Raw genomic sequence first — 15,484 nt, 5'->3', positions numbered from 1 at the left:
GGCCCTTCGGGCCGGACCGGCTCCCGCTGGCCGCGGGCGCCGAGCCGTTGTCTACTGGGCCGCCGGGCCCGGTCCGGGGCCACCCCTCCCCCGGCTGTCGCCGGGGGTGCCCCCGCCGGTGAAACCTTCCCTCGCCCACCAAGCGCGGGCGCGCAGAGCGGACGGAGCGGTCCGGCGGGGACGTCCTGTGGTGCACCGGGCCGAACCTATCCGGGCCGGGCCGCCGGTACCGCACCGAGACGGGGTGGATCACCCCTGTGGCCGTACGAATACCTCCCGGCCGCCGACCACCGTCGCCAGGCACACCGGAAGGGAGCCGCCCGGGCTCAGATCGGGCAGGCCGGGCGTGCCGGAGCGGGGGTCGGTGGACCAGCGGGCGACCCGGTCGTCGGGGGCCTGGACCACCAGTTCGCCGGTCTGCCAGACCGCGTAGTCGGCCGGGGCGCCGGGCACGAGGGTGCCTGCGTCGTCGCGGCCCAGTGCCCGCCAGCCGCCCCGGGTGTGGGCGGCGAAGGCGGCCCGCACGGAGATCCGGTGCTCGGGGGTGCGGTGGAAGGCGGCGGCGCGGACCGTGCCCCAGGGGTCGAGCGGGGTGACGGGCGCGTCCGAGCCGAAGGCCAGCGGGACACCGGCCTTGAGCATGGCGGCGAAGGGGTTGAGGGTGCGCGCGCGGCCGGCACCGAGCCGGTCGGCGTACATGCCGTCCTCCCCGCCCCACGCCGCGTCGAAGGCGGGCTGCACGGAGGCGGTGAGACCGAGCTCGGCGAAGGCGGCGATGGTGTCCGGGGTCATCATCTCGGCGTGCTCCACGCGATGGCGGGCGGCCCGGATCCGGTCCAGGCCCACCTTCTCCGCGGCCGCGCGCACACCCTCGACCACGGCGGCGACGGCGGCGTCGCCGATGGCGTGGAACCCGGCCTGGAGCCCCGCCCCGGTGCAGGCGGCCACGTGCTCGGCGACCTCGGCGGCGTCCAGGTAGCCGGTGCCGGTGTGAGGGGCGTCGGCGTACGGGTCGTGCAGGCAGGCGGTGTGCGAGCCGAGGGCGCCGTCCACGAAGAGGTCACCGGCGGCGCCGACCGCGCCGAGTTCCTTCGCGAGGGCGAGGTCGCGGTCGGCCCAGTAGCCGTGGACGCGTGGGCCGGGGTATCCGGCGGCCAGCTCCAGCAGCCCGGCGAAGTCCTCGGCGGAGGAGATGTCCGGCCCGCCGCACTCGTGCACGGAGCCGATGCCGAGGGAGGCCGCCCGGTCCAGGGCCGCGCGCTGCGCCTCGGCGCGCTGGGCGGGACCGAGCGCGTCCAGCGCGGCCCGCCGCACGGCGTGGTGGTCGTCCTTGGTCAGCGGCTCGTCGCCGTGCGGGTGCACCTGGGGGACGAGGTCCAGCAGGGCGGTGGTGACCACGGCGGAGTGCACGTCGATCCGGCTCAGGTACAGGGGGCGGCCCCCGGCGGCCTCGTCGAGCTCGGCGCGGCGCGGGGCGCGGCGCTCGGGCCAGCGGGCGGCGTCCCAGCCGTGGCCGAGGAGCACCCGGTCGGCGGGCCGCCGTGCGGCGTACGCCCGTACGAGGCCGAGGGCCTCGGGGAGGGAGCGGACCCCGGTCAGGTCGAGGCCGGTGAGGGCGAGGCCGGTGGAGGTGGTGTGGACGTGGGCGTCGGTGAACGCGGGGGTGACGAGCGCCCCGCCGAGGTCGACGACCTCGTCCACGCCCTGCGCGAAGGCGTCGGCGGCGCCCTCGGAACCGACCCAGGCGACGCGGCCGCGTTCGACGACCATCGCGGTGGCGAAGGGGTCGGCGGGGCTGTGCACCTCGCCTCCGCGCAGGAGGACGGTGCGGGTGGTTCCGGCGGTGGGGGCGTGGGCTCCGGCGGCGTCGGCGGAGGAGGTGCGGTCGGTCATGGGGACCAGTCTCGCCCCTCCGCCCGCCGCGGATTTCCCCGGGTGGGGGCGGGCGGCCGTGCGCGGGCGCGGGCTGTACCGGGGGCCGTCGCGCGGGACGGGGGCCTTGCGCGAGGGGGCGCCGCGCCTCGAGGTCCGCCGGAGGCCCCCTAGACGCGGGGCGGACGGGCCTCGTAGGGGGTGGAGAGGACCACCGTGGTGCGGGTGGAGACGTGGGCCAGGGCGCGCAGCCGGCCGAGGAGGTCCTCGAGTTCGAGGGGGCTGGCCACGCGGACCTTGAGGATGTAGTTCTCGTCGCCGGCCACGCTGTGGCAGGCCTCGATCTCGGGTACGCCCGCCAGCCGGTCCGCGATGTCGTCGGGGGCGCTCGGGTCGAAGGGCTTGACCGAGATGAAGGCCGTCAGGGGCAGCCCGACGGCCTCGGGGTCCACGACGGCCGCGTACCCCCGGATGACGCCGCGCTGCTCCAGCCTGCGTACTCGCTGGTGGACCGCCGACGTGGACAGGCCCGTGGCCTTGCCCAGGTCCGTGTAGCTCATCCGCCCGTCCCGCACGAGCAGATCCACGATCTGGCGGTCCAGCTCCTCCATTGCGCTCATAGCCGCACAACCTATTGCCCCGAGCGGCTCCAGGCACAGCGGTGTCCACGCAGAAGTGGCACCTGCGGCGGGCATGTGACCAAAGCCACAGGCATGTACGGGCGTACATCCCGCTCTGGTGGTTACTCGTGCCGCGCGACGGGAAGTGCTTGGTGTGGCCGTGGCCGAAGTACCTGCCCGCCCGGCCCACCCAAGGGGGAATACATCCATGCAGAACACCAAGCGCGCCGGCCGTACCGAGCCGGAGCCCCTGGAATCCGTCGGAACCGGTTACGCGGACGACGGGGAGTACCTCGAACCCGGCGACGCCGAGGACTTCGACGTCCACCACGCGGTCTGCCCCGACTGCGGGCAGTCGATCGCCCTCGTCGCCGACGAGGAGCACCTGCCGCAGCACGCGCTGTGCCTGACCCCGTGGAACCCGTTCGGGCTCACGGTGTGCGCCGGCACCGGCCGCCCGGTCGCGGACGCGCTGCCGACGCTGGGCGCGCTCCTGCCGGAGCAGCAGGAGCTGGAGGCCGTCGTGCACCTCGACCTGCCGCAGGGCCTGGACTGGCGGACGCAGCCGTTCTCGCACGTCGGCGGGCCGGGCTCGCGTCCCGTGCGGCCGGAGGCGGCCCCGCTGCCCCGCAAGAGCCAGCACGCGCAGGCCGCCTGAGCGGGCTCGCGTCCGCCGTCCGCGCCTACCAGTACGTGCCCTGCACCATGCCGGCCAGGCCGGCGTGGTGCAGGATCAGGCCGTCGGGGTCGGCGGGGACCTCCACCTCGCCGAAGTACGCCTGCCGGTAGGCGATGCGGAGCATGACGATCCCGTGCCGCAGGGCCGCGTACAGGGTGTGGAACTCCATGTGCGCGGGGGTGTGGCCGGTGAGTTCCGCGTAGCGGCGTTCCAGGTCCTCGCGGCGCAGGAAGTCCGGCAGGCCCGGCTGGCCGAAGCTCACGGTCAGGTCCTGGAAGAAGCGGTGCAGGTAGACGGTCCAGCCGAGGTCGACCTCGCGCGGGGCGTAGGCGGCCATCTCCCAGTCGAGGACGGCCACCGGCCGGAAGCCGTCGTAGACGATGTTGCCGATGCGGGCGTCCCCCCAGTTCAGGACCGGTTCGCCCTCGTCGGCCGGCCAGAGCTGCTCCAGCCGGTCGAAGGCCCGCTCCAGCAGCGGTGAGCGCGCCAGGCCGGACACCACCCACTCGTAGTAGGCGCGCTGCGCGTCGACGTGACGGCGCAGCGGGCTGCCCTCGCCCGCCGGGAGCAGGAACGCGGCCTCCTCGGCGGGGAACCGGTCGTGCAGCCGGGCGAGGAGGGAGATGCTCGCCTCCTGGAGTGCGGCGCGCTCGGCGTCGGTGGCGGAGTGCAGCCAGTTCCCCTCGTAGGTGTAGGGCATGACGTCGGGCGGTACGCGGCCCTCGGCTCGGGCCATCACGAAGAAGGGCGCCCCCAGCGGTGCCGGGTCCTCCTCCAGCCACAGCACGCGCGGGACGGGCAGGTCGGTGTGCTCGGCGACCAGGCTCATCACCCGGTGCTGGCGCGGCATGTCGTAGGTGGGGAAGACGGTGTAGGCGGCCGGGTCGGCGGCCAGCCGCAGGGCGCAGCCGCGGACGGGGGCGTCGGGGTATTCGATGTCGAAGAGCAGGGTCTCGCTGGACATGCCGTTGGAGCCGGGGACGGAGGTGTTGACGACCTTCGCGCCCGGGAGGCGGCCGTCGAGCCAGGCCGCGAGGCGGCGGCCGAGTTCCTCGGGCTCGCGGGTGGAGGTGCGCGGGCGGGGTGCCGTGGCCATGGGCGGCGCTTCCTCTCTGGTGGGGGTCAGGGCGCGACGGAGGAGTGGTCGGCGAAGCCGCTGGGGTCGTGTCGGCCGAAGCTGCCGTGTTCGAAGATGCCGAAGCCGGTCCGCCCGTCCAGGGTGAAGCGGGCCGAGTGGTCGGTGACGCCGAAGGCGGCCATGGGGTGCGCGGCCGGGTCGGAGAGGTCGTACGCGCGGCGGTCGGTCCAGCCCCGGCCCTGCCAGGTGCCGTGCTGCCAGTCGGTGGCGGGCGGGTAGCCGGCGCCGATAGCGAGCGGGGAGGAGTTGAGGATCCGCACGCCGAGTTCGAGGGGCTTGCGGGACGGCTCGGTGAGGTGGACGACGGCGCTCTCGGGATGACGGCTGCCGGGGCGGTAGCGGATCTCGGTGTGCGGCCAGCCGAGCTGGACGTCGTGGCGACCGCTGTCCTCGGGGAAGACCTGGACGGCCTCGCTGAGGGTGCGGTGGCCGTCGGCGTCCTCCTGGGCGATGACCATCAGGAAGCGGTCCTCGAAGCGGACGGGGATCCAGAGCCAGTGGAAGCCCTCGGGGCGGTGCTCCTCGGCGGCGCGGCCGCCGTCCTCGCCGGGTATCGGGCGCACTCCCCAGCTGCGGTCGCGGGTGCCGGTCCACTCCCCCGGCGTGACGGTGAACTCCTCGCCCCGGGCCCGGACGGTGCCGGTGACGCCGCCCGCCTGGACGAAGCGGCGGCCTTCGAGCATGAGCCGGTCGCCGCGGCGCTGGACGTGGTGGGGCTCCCAGACGGCGGGGAACTCCGCGGTCCAGGTGACGTCGTACGACAGCCCGCGCGGGTCCGCCGGGTCGGGGTCGCAGCGCAGGGTGAGCCGCTTGAGCGGTACGTCGACGGTGATGGACAGGGGTCCCACCGAGAGGTTCATCCGGTCGTCGGTGAGGGCGTCGGAGGCGCGGACGGCGAGGAGTTCCTCGCCCAGGCGCAGGGTGGCGTAGGCGTCGATGACCCCGGCGTTGGGGTAGACGCCGAGGCCGAGGACGAGGACGGCGCGGCCGGCGTGGTCGAAGACGTGGAAGATGCAGCGGTCGTAGGCGTTGCGGTCCCCGCTGACGTGGTGCTTCATCGACAACGGGGCCTGGTGGACGGGGTATTCGTCCAGGGCGACGGGGCGGTCCGCGGGCACGGCAAACCTCCTGGAGCGCGGGGGCGGGCAGGGCTGCTGAGCGGATATGACGGTACGTCAGATATCCCGCTCCCGGCCAGAGCCGTGGCACGCCCTGACGGCCCGGCACTCCCGGCCACCGTGCCGCGCGGGACGGCGGGGCGGGGCGCACGACCCCGCGCGCGTGGGACGGCTCGAACGGATGGGCGCGGGCGGGGAGGGGTTACCCGTGCGTCGGATCGGGCGTTGGCGGTGCATGACCACCCTCGAAACGCCGTCGGCGAGGGCGGGGCGCAGGCGGCGCCCCACCCCGCCGGGGTACGAAGAATCGGTTCAGCAGGCGGTTCCGCAGCCGGCCCGCCAGCACGGCCGGCCCCGCCAGCCCGACCCGCCGATCTACGGCGACCTGCTGGCCCGCTGGGCCGCCGACGGCCGCACCCTGCCGGGGCACCGCGACCCGGAGTGGTCCCGGATCGCCACCTCCCCGATCTGGCCGAGCGGCCCGCTGTACGAATCCTGAGCGGACGCGTACCGGCCGGCTCACCGGGGTGGGGGGGTCAGCGGTCCCCCTTCGCGCAGGGTCTTCCAGATCGTGACGACCGCCACGAGCTGCGCCAGGCAGAACGCCAGCGAGGCGAAGCGCATCTGGTAGACGTACGCGACGAGGCCGGCGCTGGTGGGCCAGTAGCGCCGCTCGCTCTGGAACGTCTGCACGTCCATGACCAGGCCGGTGAACGTCATGACCGAGGCGAAGGCGGCCATGGCCGGGGTCGTCCCCTGCATGCTCTGACCGATGGTCTGGGCGATCACCTGGTGGGCCGCGACCGGAACGGCGAACGCCGCGGCGACACCGAATGCCTTGCTCGGCCCGTGCCGTCCGGGGAGGTCGCGCCACAGAGCCCCGAGGAAGAACCCTCCGGCCACCCAGGTGGAGTGCCAGAACAGGACCTCGGAGAGGATGTCGAGGAAGCCGCTGCCGGACTGAGTGATCACGAGCCACGATTCGTTGCGGATCATCTCCGTCCAGTACATCAGGGCGGTGGCGGGCAGGCCGACCCAGCACGCGACGAGTGCGCCCCGGCAGGCATTGCCCCACCACGTGGGCATGGGCCCGCAGGCGAACGGCAGGTCAACCGGCCGCACCCCTTCCGGCAGACACCGGTCCAACGCGTCGATCTCGCGCTCGATCGACTCCTGTGTCGGGGTGCGTTCGGCGGACTGGCCGGCGCCCGCGCGCTGCAGCCGCGACTGGAGCTGCCGGAAGCGTCGCGCCAGGCGCAGCAAGTCGGAGCGGTCGGTCCTCGACACGGTCCTCCCGAGCGGGGTGTTGTCCGCCGAGGGCTGCTCCAGCACGGACCTGGCCTGTCCCAGAGCGAGCAGCCCCCAGGCCGCGGCAAGGCTGACGGCCAAGACGACGATGTCGCCCGAGAAACCGTAGTACAAGGCGTAGCTGGGTACCGCGGTGAGCACGAACAGCACCACCAGCAGGAACTTCTCGGCCCGGTCGGGCGTGAACGAGTCTTCCTCGCGGTGTTCGGAACGGCAGACCCGGAGCGCCCCCACCAGGACCAGCGGTGTCAGGTAGGAAGCCAGCGGCGTCAGCGAGAAGAGAGCCTCGCTGGGGAACCGCCACCACCACTCGTCGTAGGCGGTGTCCCATTGCTGTCCGTACGTCTGCCAGCCGGGGTCGGCGAGCCAGCTGCGGTGTTCCCAGTCCCGCTCGAAGGCGACGAAGGCCCACAGGACGACCGAGGCCGCCACCACGAAGGCGACCGATGCCATCAGCCGGCGCGTCAGCCCTCCGTCGCCCATGAGCAGGACTCTCTGCCCCGACGAGACCAGCCCGAGCAGGCACACGAAGACGACCGCCAGGAGGACCAGCGGCACGATCCAGGAGCCGGGTGGTTGGATCTTGGCGTCGCTGCTGGTCAGCAGGGTGGACTCGGACCGTTCGACATAGACGTGGGCTGCCGCCAGACAGAGGGTGAAGGCGCACACCCCGGTGAGGAAGGCCTTCCCCACCCTGCCCAGGAAGCACAGGACGAGCCCGAGCGCCAGCGTCGTGAAGAGCCAGAGGCCCGAATCGTAATACCCCGCCCAGGACATCTGCCCGCGGATGAAGCGGTAGGCGTTGTCACCCAGGTAGACCACGAGGACGAACAACGCCTGTAGGAGCGCCCAGGTCTTCATCAGCCTGAGCGACTGTTCCTCCCTCGGCGTCGGATCGTCGCCCAGACCGCGCCGGAGCCTCCTCGCACAGAGCAGCAGCAACGCACTCGCCTGCAGGTACCAGAAGGCACCCGAGGCACTGCTGAGGCCGAAGGTCTCCCAGAACTCGCCCTCCGTCCAGGTGATGGCAAGCCACTGCTGTGCCGGGGGCGGACGGAACGCCACCCGGAAGGTCTGCTCGCCTTTCAGGTTCCGCCACTTCAGTTCGGTGCCCTTCTCCCCGAAGGCCGGCGCCGGGGTGACCGACATGGCACCGGGGCCGCCCAGCCGGACCCGCACCTCCTCCCAGGTGGCCCCGGCGAGATTCGGCGGCGGCCGCAAGGCGATGGTCCACTCGTTCCTGCGGGCGTCGAGCTGCCAGGGCCCCACGGGGTAGGAGTCAAGCTGCTGAACCCATGCGACGGCCTCGTAGTGGACGGTGGTCCAGGTGCCGTCGGCCGTCACGGTCAGCGGTTTGAGCCGCCACTCGGAGACCTTGTAGGTGCTCTCTTGCGTGACCTTCCCCAGCAGGCAGCGCAGCGCGGATCGGTAACGCGGTGAGCGGGCGTCCAGGAGCAGGTCCGGAGCGCGCTCCCAGCTCCTCGGAGCCCGCACTTCCATCACGCTGGTGAGAAGGGTGTCGTCACGGCCGCGGTGGGCGAAGGCCGCCGATGCGGTGACCTTGGCCCCGCGCAGTTGGTCCGCTCGGCAGGAGTCCACCGCCCCGGCGGCCCGGGCCCGCCCTCCTCCGGCCTGCACGGCGAGGACGGCGAGCAGAGCGACCAGCAGCACGTACGGCAGGAACGGTCCGGAGCGCGTGGGACGGATCACCGCCCATGATCTTCTCCGCCCGGCCCGGACGGCTCTCGGCGACACGGCAGAACCCCCGCGGGTTCACCTCGGCGGCCGAGAGCCGTCACGCGTCCGGCGTCAGCGGGTTTCGGGGCCCGCCAGGTGGCGGGCGATGACCATGCGCTGGATCTGGTTGGTGCCCTCCACGATCTGGAGCACCTTCGCCTCGCGCATCAGCCGCTCCACCGGGAAGTCCGCCGTGTAGCCGTAGCCGCCGAGGATCTGCACCGCGTCCGTGGTGACGGCCATCGCCGCGTCCGTGCAGAAGAGCTTCGCCATCGCCGCCTGCCGGGAGAAGGGCTTGCCCGCGTCCCGCAGCCGTGCGGCCGCGAGGTACAGCGCCCGGCCCGCCTCGATCTTCGTGGCCATGTCGGCCAGCATGAACCGCAGCCCCTGGAAGTCCGCGATCGGGTGCCCGAACTGCTTGCGGCCGAGCGCGTACGCGAGGGCCTCGTCCAGCGCGGCCTGGGCCACGCCGATGGCGCAGGCGGCGATCCCGAGCCGGCCCGCGTCGAGGGCGGCGAGGGCGATGGTGAAGCCCTGGCCCTCCTCGCCGATCCGCCGGGCGTCGGGCACGCGGACCCCGTCGAAGTGCAGCTGGGCGGTGGGCGAGCCCTTCATGCCCATCTTCTTCTCGGGGACGGCCGCCGTGAGGCCGGGGGCGTCGCCGGGTACGAGGAAGGCCGTGATGCCCTTGGCGCCGGGGGCTCCGGTGCGCGCGAGGACGGTGTAGAAGTCGGCGACGCCGCCGTGGGTGATCCAGGCCTTGGTGCCGGTGATCAGCCAGTCGTCGCCGTCGCGGACCGCCTTGGTGGTGAGCGAGGCGGCGTCGGAGCCGGCGGCCGGCTCGGAGAGGCAGTAGGCCCCGAGCAGCCCGCCGCCGAGCATGTCGGGCAGGTGGGCGGCCTTCTGCTCCTTGGTGCCGTATCCGGCGAGGCCGTGGCAGGCCAGGGAGTGCACGCTGACGCCGAGGCCGACGGTCAGGCGGGCGGCCGCGAGCTCCTCCAGCACCTGGAGGTAGACCTCGTAGGGCTGGTCGCCGCCGCCGAACTCGCCGCCGTACGGGAGCCCGAGCAGACCGGACTCGGACAGCAGGGTGAAGACCTCGCGGGGGAACCGGCCGGTCTCCTCCTCGTCGGCGGCGTGCGGGCGGATCTCCCGCTGGGCGATCTCTCGTACGAGCGTGAGGAGGTCCCGGGACTCCTCGGTGGGCAGCTGACGGTCCACCGGCTGCGGGGCGCGGTCTGTCATGGCGGCGCTCTCCTCCCTCGTCGGGCACGGCGGCGACGCGTGAGGTGTGGGACGCGCCGCCGGGTCTCGGTGCTCTCACAGCCGATGCTGCCCTCCCGGATCGCGGAAGGGCTCGAACAGCGGCTGCGGCGGCTTGAGTATGCCCGATCAGGCGCTTTACGTCACCGGTGCGGGATCGCCATGATCATCCGGTGCGCTCGCGGGCTCCTCGGGAAGGACTCGAGGAGTGGGACAGCCGGGGACGAACCCCCCGATCGCGCTCGGTGCCAACCTCGGCGCGGGCGCGGCGGGGGCGGACGCGGCGAGGGGCGGACGCGACGGTCACAGCCAGCCGAGCTGCGTGACGAACATGGCCACGACCACCACCAGGGTCCAGCCGAGCACGTGCTCCAGCCAGGCGGAGTCTTCCTTGGGGCCGCCGGTGGCGACGAGGCGGCGGGCGTGGGCGGTGAGGGCTGCGGTGTGTGCGGTCATGCCGTCCAATGTGCCAGCGTTCACGGCTTTCGCGGTATATGACGACGGTCACTGGTGGCACCGGTCACGCCGCCGGGCCCCGGCGGCCTCCGGAGCTCGGAGGCGCTGCCGGGGCCCGGCGGCGGGATGCGCTCCCGGTCAGGGCGTCGTACGGGTGGTACGCGCCGCGTGCGCCGCGTTCCCCGTGCGCTGGCGACCGCCCATGGCGACCATGGCCAGTCCGAGGCACAGGGCGACCGCGCCGGTGATGACGTTGCTGACGACACTGCGGGTCGTGTCCATCTCACCGGCCATGACCCAGGGGGCCACGATGGTCCAGGCGCCGATCGCGACCGCCGTCCAGGCCATCGCGTGTGTGCGCTCGTACGCCGTCCCCAGCCCGCCCATGCACAGGCAGAAGGCCAGACCGGCGATCAGGTTGTTGATGGCCAGCGGGCCCAGCACGCTGAACCCGGCTATCCATGGCGAAGCCGCCAGGTAGAGGCCCGTGATCAGGGCCAGCGCCTCCACGGCCTGCGCGGCGGGAGTGCTCGTCACTCGCTCGAACCGATTCCGCATCTCGGCGAGGTCCGGGTGGTGTTCGATGCTCGAATGGGTGGTCATAGTGGGCTGCCTCCTAGAGAAGCCTTATATGACCTTTATGCCCGCATTTCACCCATTCAGCCATTCGAACCGACGGGCTTTCCCGGAATCCGCCCTCAAAGCACCCCGACCTCCCGCAGCGCCCTGACCTGGTCCGCCCCCGGCCGGGCCGGGGCGTAGAGGTAGCAGACGCCGCCGCTGCCCGAGACGGTCTTCCCGGCGGCGTTGCGGCGCTTGGTGCGCAGCCACACGTTCTCCCACTCCCGGCGCTTGTAGACCCGGCGCACCGACGCGTTGTCCGCCGAGTTCGGGTCGTTGGCGATCACGTCCCCGGCCGCGGTGAAGCCGATCACGGCCATCAGGTGCCCCGCCGTGCCGTAGCCGGCCCCGGTGAGCTCCTGCGCGAGGAACGACTGGGAGGTGATGACCGGGATCCCGGCCCGGACCAGGGTCTCCAGCTCGGCCAGGGAGGCCAGCCGGGTGACCACCCCGGCCATGTCGCGGTAGGTGGCCGCGTAGGCGGCGTTGAAGGGCCAGTTCCCGCAGCCCTTGTACGCGGCGTCGTACGTCGAGCGGGCCGCGTGGCAGACCTGGGGGTCGGCGTATCCGGGGCGGACCCAGCTCAGGGCGGCCGCGCTCGCCTTGCGGCCCCAGTACTCGATGACCATCTGGGAGGAGGTGGGGCTGCACCAGGCCTCGCCGCCGTTGTCGTACTCGGGGTACCGGCCGGCGTGGACCTCCTGCGAGTAGCGCGGCACCTTCAGCTCGTGCGCCCGGCCCGAGGGGGCGGTGGCCGGGACGGTGAACCGGTCCGGGACGGCGGAGGCCATCGCCCCGGCCAGCCAGACCCTCGGGCCCCGGGCGGCACCGGGCTTGCGGTGGAGGGTCAGGCGCAGCTGCCAGCCGGTGATGCGCAGGCCCGCGGCCGGGGCGTCCACGGCCAGGGTGTCGGTCCAGACCGTGGTCCGGCCGTCGGTCTGCCCGTCGACGGAGGTGCGCCGGATGTCGCCGTCCCCGGCGGCCCAGCGGCCCATCACGTACCAGGGGCCCCGGGTGCCGTCGCCGTAGGCGGGGCGCAGCTCGGTCTGGACCCAGGTGCCGGCCGGGGTGCGGGCGTTCCAGGAGGCGACGGCCTCGGTGGCCGGGACGGTGGAGCGGTGCACGGGCGAAGTCCAAGTGGCGTACTCCCAGGTGGACTTGCGGGCCGTGTGGGGGTCGGTGTACTCGGTGCGGCCGGCCGGGGTCGCGATCTCCAGGCCCGGGCGGGCACCGGCGACGGCGGTGGTGCCGCGGTGCGTGCCGGCCTGCCAGTGGGCGTACGTGTACCAGAACCGGTTGTCGACCGTCCGGGCCGCGGCCGCGCCGCCGCCCGCGGCTTCCCCGGGGGTCCGCTCGGGAGACGCGGCGCCCGTCGGGTCGGATGCGCCGGTGGGGTCGGATGCGGCCGTCGGGTCGGCAGCCGAGGCCCGGCCTCCGGGGACGGTGGCCGCGGTGGCGGCGGCGAGGGCGACGGCCAGCAGGGCCCTGCGTGGCGTGGGTGCGGTCATCGGCGTGTTCCCCCAGGGGATCGGTCTGGTGGTGCGGCTGCTCCACCTTTCCAGTTCCCGGCCGCGCGACGGCGAAGCCCGGGGCCCGTGTCGGGGCCCTTACCCTGGCCGGGTGCAGCCTCAGCAGTCACTCGAACCACTCGCGCGGGAGATCGCCGCCCTGCCGCCCTCCCTCGGTCCCGTTCGGCTGATCGGGATCGACGGGCACGCCGGCTCGGGCAAGAGCACCTTCGCCGAGCGGCTCGCGGCGGCCCTGGGCGGCGCGCCGGTGCTGCACCTGGACGACGTCGCCACCCACGAGGAGCCGTTCGGCTGGCCGGAACGGCTGCGGGCGCAGGTGCTGGAGCCGCTCGCCGCCGGACGGGCCGCGCACTGGGCCGCGTACGACTGGGTGGAGCGCCGCTTCGGTCCGGAGCGGGTACTGGAACCGGCGCCCGTGCTGCTCGTCGAGGGCGTGGGGGCGGGCCGGCGGGCGCTGCGACCCCATCTGGCGCGGCTGCTGTGGATGGAGACCCCCCGCGAGGTGTCCTGGGGACGCGGACGGAACCGGGACGGGCGCGAACTGTCCGGCTTCTGGGACGGATGGGAGCGCGCGGAGCGCGCGCACTTCTCGGACGACCCTTCACGCCCCTTCGCCGACACCTTGGTACGCCAGAGCGGTACGGGATACGAGTGGACTTCCGGGGCTTCTGCGACCCCGGGAACGGCCCGTTCGGACACGGAGCGTCACGGACTCCCCCAGGCCTGAGCGGGCCCGGGCAGATGGCGGCGCGGGGCTTTCCCGACCCGCTTGACCCGGGCCCGGCCGCCGCCGTACGTTCTGAATGCGCGGTCTGCGAAGGCCGCCGCGGACGCGAAGCCCCCGGTTGTTCCCCCGTGATCGGGGGCTTCGCTCTGTCCCGGACCGGGTGCGGCACGTGCCGCTCCGCCCACCGCTCCTCACCCTGAGTCACCCCGCGCCTCCCGGATACGTCCCCGACCCGTGTCCACCGCACCCTGGGTAAGGTGCGTCACCGCAGGTACGATGCAGCCCTGATTTCATCGGCGGGGTCGGCAACTCGCGTGCGCGGCGCGGAGTTCGGCGCGCACCACGGGGCATGCTTGTGGGGGATGTGATGGACTTCGGCATGCCGGGCAGCGCACACGCTCCGGCCGAACTGGCCTGGCTGCGCGGGGTCGACGCCTGCACGATGGGCGCCTACCCGCAGGCCGAGGAGGAGTTCCGCACGGCCGTCGGGCTGGATCCCGCGATGGCCGACGCCTGGCTGGGACTGCACGCGCTGCGGGTGGACACCACCAACGCCTTATTGCGGATGTACGCCCACCGGGACCGCTTCGGCGAGCAGCGCGCCCGGCACCGGCGGACCCTCAACTCCTGGTACTGGCTGGGCTGGTGGGTACAGCCAGTGCTGGAGAGCCGGCGGGACCTGCTGCTGGCCCACGCCTCGCACTGGCTGGACGGCCGCCACGTGCCCGAGCTGGACCAGGCCCTCGCCGCGCTGCCGCCGGTGGACACCGACCCCCAGGTGCGGTTCCTGCACGCCTGCCGGGCCTACCTGGTCAAGGACTGGGAGCAGCTCGTACGGCACACCGAGCCGCTGGTGCTCGACCCGCTCCTCGGAATCGAGGCGGGGCTCTTCGGCGGGATGGCGCGGGTCCGGCTCGAAATGTACGGGCAGGCGGAGCCGATGCTGTCGGCCGCGCTGATGCGGTGCCGCAGCGAGCAGCCGCAGCGCAAGGAGCTGCGGTACTGGCTGGCGAGGGCCCGCGAGGGCACCGGGCGCAGCGCGGCGGCGCTGCCGCTGTACCGGGCGGTGCACCGGGTGGACCCGGCGTTCATGGACACCGCGGCGCGGCTGACGGCCATCGAGGACAGCACCGACCCCGACGACATGGCGGGAATGGCCGACGCCTTCGGCTACGGCGGCTACGGCGGCCACCTGAGCGAGGGCTCGGCCGGGCACTACGCGGCGGTCGCGCTGGGCGGCGGGGGCGGCGGCGGTGGGGGGCCGGTCCAGGACATCGCGCCGGACGGGCAGGCGCAGGCCGATCCGCCGACGCCCGGAGAGCCGCCGGGGACGGGCCGGGTGGAAGGCGTACGGCACCGGCTTCCGGTGCCCCCGCAGGGCGCCCCGCCCGGAATCCCGGCGGGGCCGGCCGATCCGGCCCTGCTCGCCGAGGCCCTGGCGGAGCTGGAGCGGATGGTGGGCCTGGAGCCGGTGAAGCGGCAGGTGAAGGCCCTCTCGGCGCAGCTGCACATGGCCAGGCTGCGGGCCGCCCAGGGGCTTCCGGTGCAGCCGCCGAAGCGGCACTTCGTCTTCTCGGGGCCCTCGGGCACGGGCAAGACCACGGTGGCCCGGATCCTGGGGCGGGTCTTCTACGCGCTGGGGCTGCTGGGCGGGGACCACCTGGTGGAGGCGCAACGGGCCGACCTGGTCGGGGAGTTCCTCGGGCAGACCGCCGTCAAGGCGAACGAGCTGATCGACTCCGCGATTGGCGGGGTGCTGTTCGTGGACGAGGCGTACAGCCTGTCCAACTCGGGCTACAGCAAGGGGGACGCGTACGGCGACGAGGCCCTCCAGGTGCTGCTGAAGCGGGCCGAGGACAACCGGGACCACCTGGTGGTGATCCTGGCGGGCTACCCCGCGGGGATGGACCGGCTGCTGGCCGCCAATCCGGGACTGTCCTCGCGGTTCACGACCCGCGTGGACTTCCCGAGCTACCGGCCGACGGAACTGACCGCGATCGGCGGGGTCCTGGCGGAGGCGAACGGCGACTGCTGGGACGAGGAGGCGCGGGAGGAGCTGCGCAGCATCAGCGGCCACGTGGTGGAGCAGGGCTGGATCGACGAGCTCGGCAACGGCCGGTTCCTGCGGACCCTGTACGAGAAGAGCTGCGCGTACCGGGACCTGCGGCTGGCCGGTTTCGCCGGTGAGCCCTCCCGGGAGGACCTGGCGACGCTGCGCCTGCCGGACCTGATGCAGGCCTACGGCGAGGTCCTCTCGGGCCGCGGCCCGAGCCCGTCCTGACGCGCCGCGCGGCGACGCGCGGCGACGCGACGCCGCTGCGGCCGGACCGGTGGGACCGGGGAGGGGGACCCCGGTCCGGCCAAAGATCATCGGACGGTAGGCTCGACCCGCAACACGGCGCGAAGGAGAGCCTCG

At 73.7% G+C, this 15,484-nt stretch carries 13 protein-coding genes; 4 read left to right on the top strand and 9 right to left on the bottom strand.

The window, feature by feature from the left end:
• Positions 1-249: 249 nt before the first annotated feature.
• Positions 250-1,893 carry an amidohydrolase gene (locus tag ACFY7H_RS28740; RefSeq protein ID WP_388943746.1) on the bottom strand — a complete coding sequence of 548 codons (1,644 nt, stop codon included), beginning with the start codon at positions 1,891-1,893 and terminating at the stop codon, positions 250-252.
• Positions 1,894-2,042: 149 nt separating this feature from the next.
• The gene (locus ACFY7H_RS28735; RefSeq protein WP_164721043.1) at positions 2,043-2,483 is read right to left on the bottom strand and encodes an Lrp/AsnC family transcriptional regulator; all 441 of its coding nucleotides are present in this window, start codon (positions 2,481-2,483) and stop codon (positions 2,043-2,045) included.
• A gap of 217 nt (positions 2,484-2,700) precedes the next feature.
• Between ACFY7H_RS28735 and ACFY7H_RS28730 the strand changes: the two genes are divergently transcribed.
• Complete coding sequence (locus ACFY7H_RS28730; RefSeq protein WP_388943743.1) at positions 2,701-3,150, top strand: hypothetical protein; 450 nt, start codon at positions 2,701-2,703, stop codon at positions 3,148-3,150.
• A 25-nt stretch (positions 3,151-3,175) separates the two neighbouring features.
• Here ACFY7H_RS28730 and ACFY7H_RS28725 read toward each other — a convergent pair whose 3' ends face one another.
• Positions 3,176-4,267 carry a phosphotransferase family protein gene (locus tag ACFY7H_RS28725; RefSeq protein WP_388943741.1) on the bottom strand — a complete coding sequence of 364 codons (1,092 nt, stop codon included), beginning with the start codon at positions 4,265-4,267 and terminating at the stop codon, positions 3,176-3,178.
• Positions 4,268-4,293: 26 nt separating this feature from the next.
• Positions 4,294-5,367: a hypothetical protein gene (locus ACFY7H_RS28720; protein WP_388943823.1), complete on the bottom strand. Its 1,074-nt coding sequence runs from the start codon at positions 5,365-5,367 to the stop codon at positions 4,294-4,296.
• 295 nt (positions 5,368-5,662) lie between these two features.
• On the opposite strand from ACFY7H_RS28720, the gene ACFY7H_RS28715 reads away from it, so the two are divergent.
• Entirely contained in the window at positions 5,663-5,926 is a 264-nt protein-coding gene (locus ACFY7H_RS28715) for a hypothetical protein (RefSeq protein ID WP_388943739.1), read from the top strand.
• Between the two features lie 20 nt (positions 5,927-5,946).
• Here ACFY7H_RS28715 and ACFY7H_RS28710 read toward each other — a convergent pair whose 3' ends face one another.
• From ACFY7H_RS28710 to ACFY7H_RS28690, 5 genes are all read right to left on the bottom strand, one after another.
• A complete protein-coding gene (locus ACFY7H_RS28710) occupies positions 5,947-8,445 on the bottom strand; it encodes a DUF6185 family protein (RefSeq protein WP_388943736.1) in 2,499 nt (832 codons plus the stop codon).
• A gap of 99 nt (positions 8,446-8,544) precedes the next feature.
• The gene (locus ACFY7H_RS28705; protein ID WP_388943733.1) at positions 8,545-9,717 is read right to left on the bottom strand and encodes an acyl-CoA dehydrogenase family protein; all 1,173 of its coding nucleotides are present in this window, start codon (positions 9,715-9,717) and stop codon (positions 8,545-8,547) included.
• Positions 9,718-10,038: 321 nt separating this feature from the next.
• Positions 10,039-10,191, bottom strand: a complete 153-nt coding sequence (locus ACFY7H_RS28700; protein WP_388943731.1) for an SCO1431 family membrane protein — start codon at positions 10,189-10,191, stop codon at positions 10,039-10,041.
• A 138-nt stretch (positions 10,192-10,329) separates the two neighbouring features.
• A complete protein-coding gene (locus ACFY7H_RS28695) occupies positions 10,330-10,794 on the bottom strand; it encodes an SPW repeat protein (protein WP_388943729.1) in 465 nt (154 codons plus the stop codon).
• Positions 10,795-10,889: 95 nt separating this feature from the next.
• Positions 10,890-12,320, bottom strand: a complete 1,431-nt coding sequence (locus tag ACFY7H_RS28690; RefSeq protein ID WP_388943727.1) for a peptidase C39 family protein — start codon at positions 12,318-12,320, stop codon at positions 10,890-10,892.
• Positions 12,321-12,432: 112 nt separating this feature from the next.
• Between ACFY7H_RS28690 and ACFY7H_RS28685 the strand changes: the two genes are divergently transcribed.
• Both ACFY7H_RS28685 and ACFY7H_RS28680 read left to right on the top strand, forming a co-directional pair.
• Positions 12,433-13,068: a uridine kinase gene (locus ACFY7H_RS28685; protein ID WP_388943725.1), complete on the top strand. Its 636-nt coding sequence runs from the start codon at positions 12,433-12,435 to the stop codon at positions 13,066-13,068.
• A gap of 367 nt (positions 13,069-13,435) precedes the next feature.
• Positions 13,436-15,349 carry an AAA family ATPase gene (locus ACFY7H_RS28680; protein WP_388943722.1) on the top strand — a complete coding sequence of 638 codons (1,914 nt, stop codon included), beginning with the start codon at positions 13,436-13,438 and terminating at the stop codon, positions 15,347-15,349.
• The last annotated feature ends 135 nt before the right edge of the window (positions 15,350-15,484 follow it).

This window comes from Streptomyces sp. NPDC012794, assembly GCF_042901085.1.
GTDB lineage: Bacteria > Actinomycetota > Actinomycetes > Streptomycetales > Streptomycetaceae > Streptomyces.
Note: the sequence above shows the minus strand (reverse complement) of the source record. Positions and strands in the feature narration are given on the sequence as shown.

Bases quoted from the DNA above. Each gene is read 5' to 3' on its own strand.
- ACFY7H_RS28740 (WP_388943746.1), bottom strand. From the start codon at position 1,893: ATGACCGACCGCACCTCCTCCGCCGACGCCGCCGGAGCCCACGCCCCC.
- ACFY7H_RS28735 (WP_164721043.1), bottom strand. From the start codon at position 2,483: ATGGAGGAGCTGGACCGCCAGATCGTGGATCTGCTCGTGCGGGACGGG.
- ACFY7H_RS28730 (WP_388943743.1), top strand. From the start codon at position 2,701: ATGCAGAACACCAAGCGCGCCGGCCGTACCGAGCCGGAGCCCCTGGAA.
- ACFY7H_RS28725 (WP_388943741.1), bottom strand. From the start codon at position 4,267: ATGGCCACGGCACCCCGCCCGCGCACCTCCACCCGCGAGCCCGAGGAA.
- ACFY7H_RS28720 (WP_388943823.1), bottom strand. From the start codon at position 5,367: ATGAAGCACCACGTCAGCGGGGACCGCAACGCCTACGACCGCTGCATC.
- ACFY7H_RS28715 (WP_388943739.1), top strand. From the start codon at position 5,663: ATGACCACCCTCGAAACGCCGTCGGCGAGGGCGGGGCGCAGGCGGCGC.
- ACFY7H_RS28705 (WP_388943733.1), bottom strand. From the start codon at position 9,717: ATGACAGACCGCGCCCCGCAGCCGGTGGACCGTCAGCTGCCCACCGAG.
- ACFY7H_RS28700 (WP_388943731.1), bottom strand. From the start codon at position 10,191: ATGACCGCACACACCGCAGCCCTCACCGCCCACGCCCGCCGCCTCGTC.
- ACFY7H_RS28695 (WP_388943729.1), bottom strand. From the start codon at position 10,794: ATGACCACCCATTCGAGCATCGAACACCACCCGGACCTCGCCGAGATG.
- ACFY7H_RS28690 (WP_388943727.1), bottom strand. From the start codon at position 12,320: ATGACCGCACCCACGCCACGCAGGGCCCTGCTGGCCGTCGCCCTCGCC.
- ACFY7H_RS28680 (WP_388943722.1), top strand. From the start codon at position 13,436: ATGGACTTCGGCATGCCGGGCAGCGCACACGCTCCGGCCGAACTGGCC.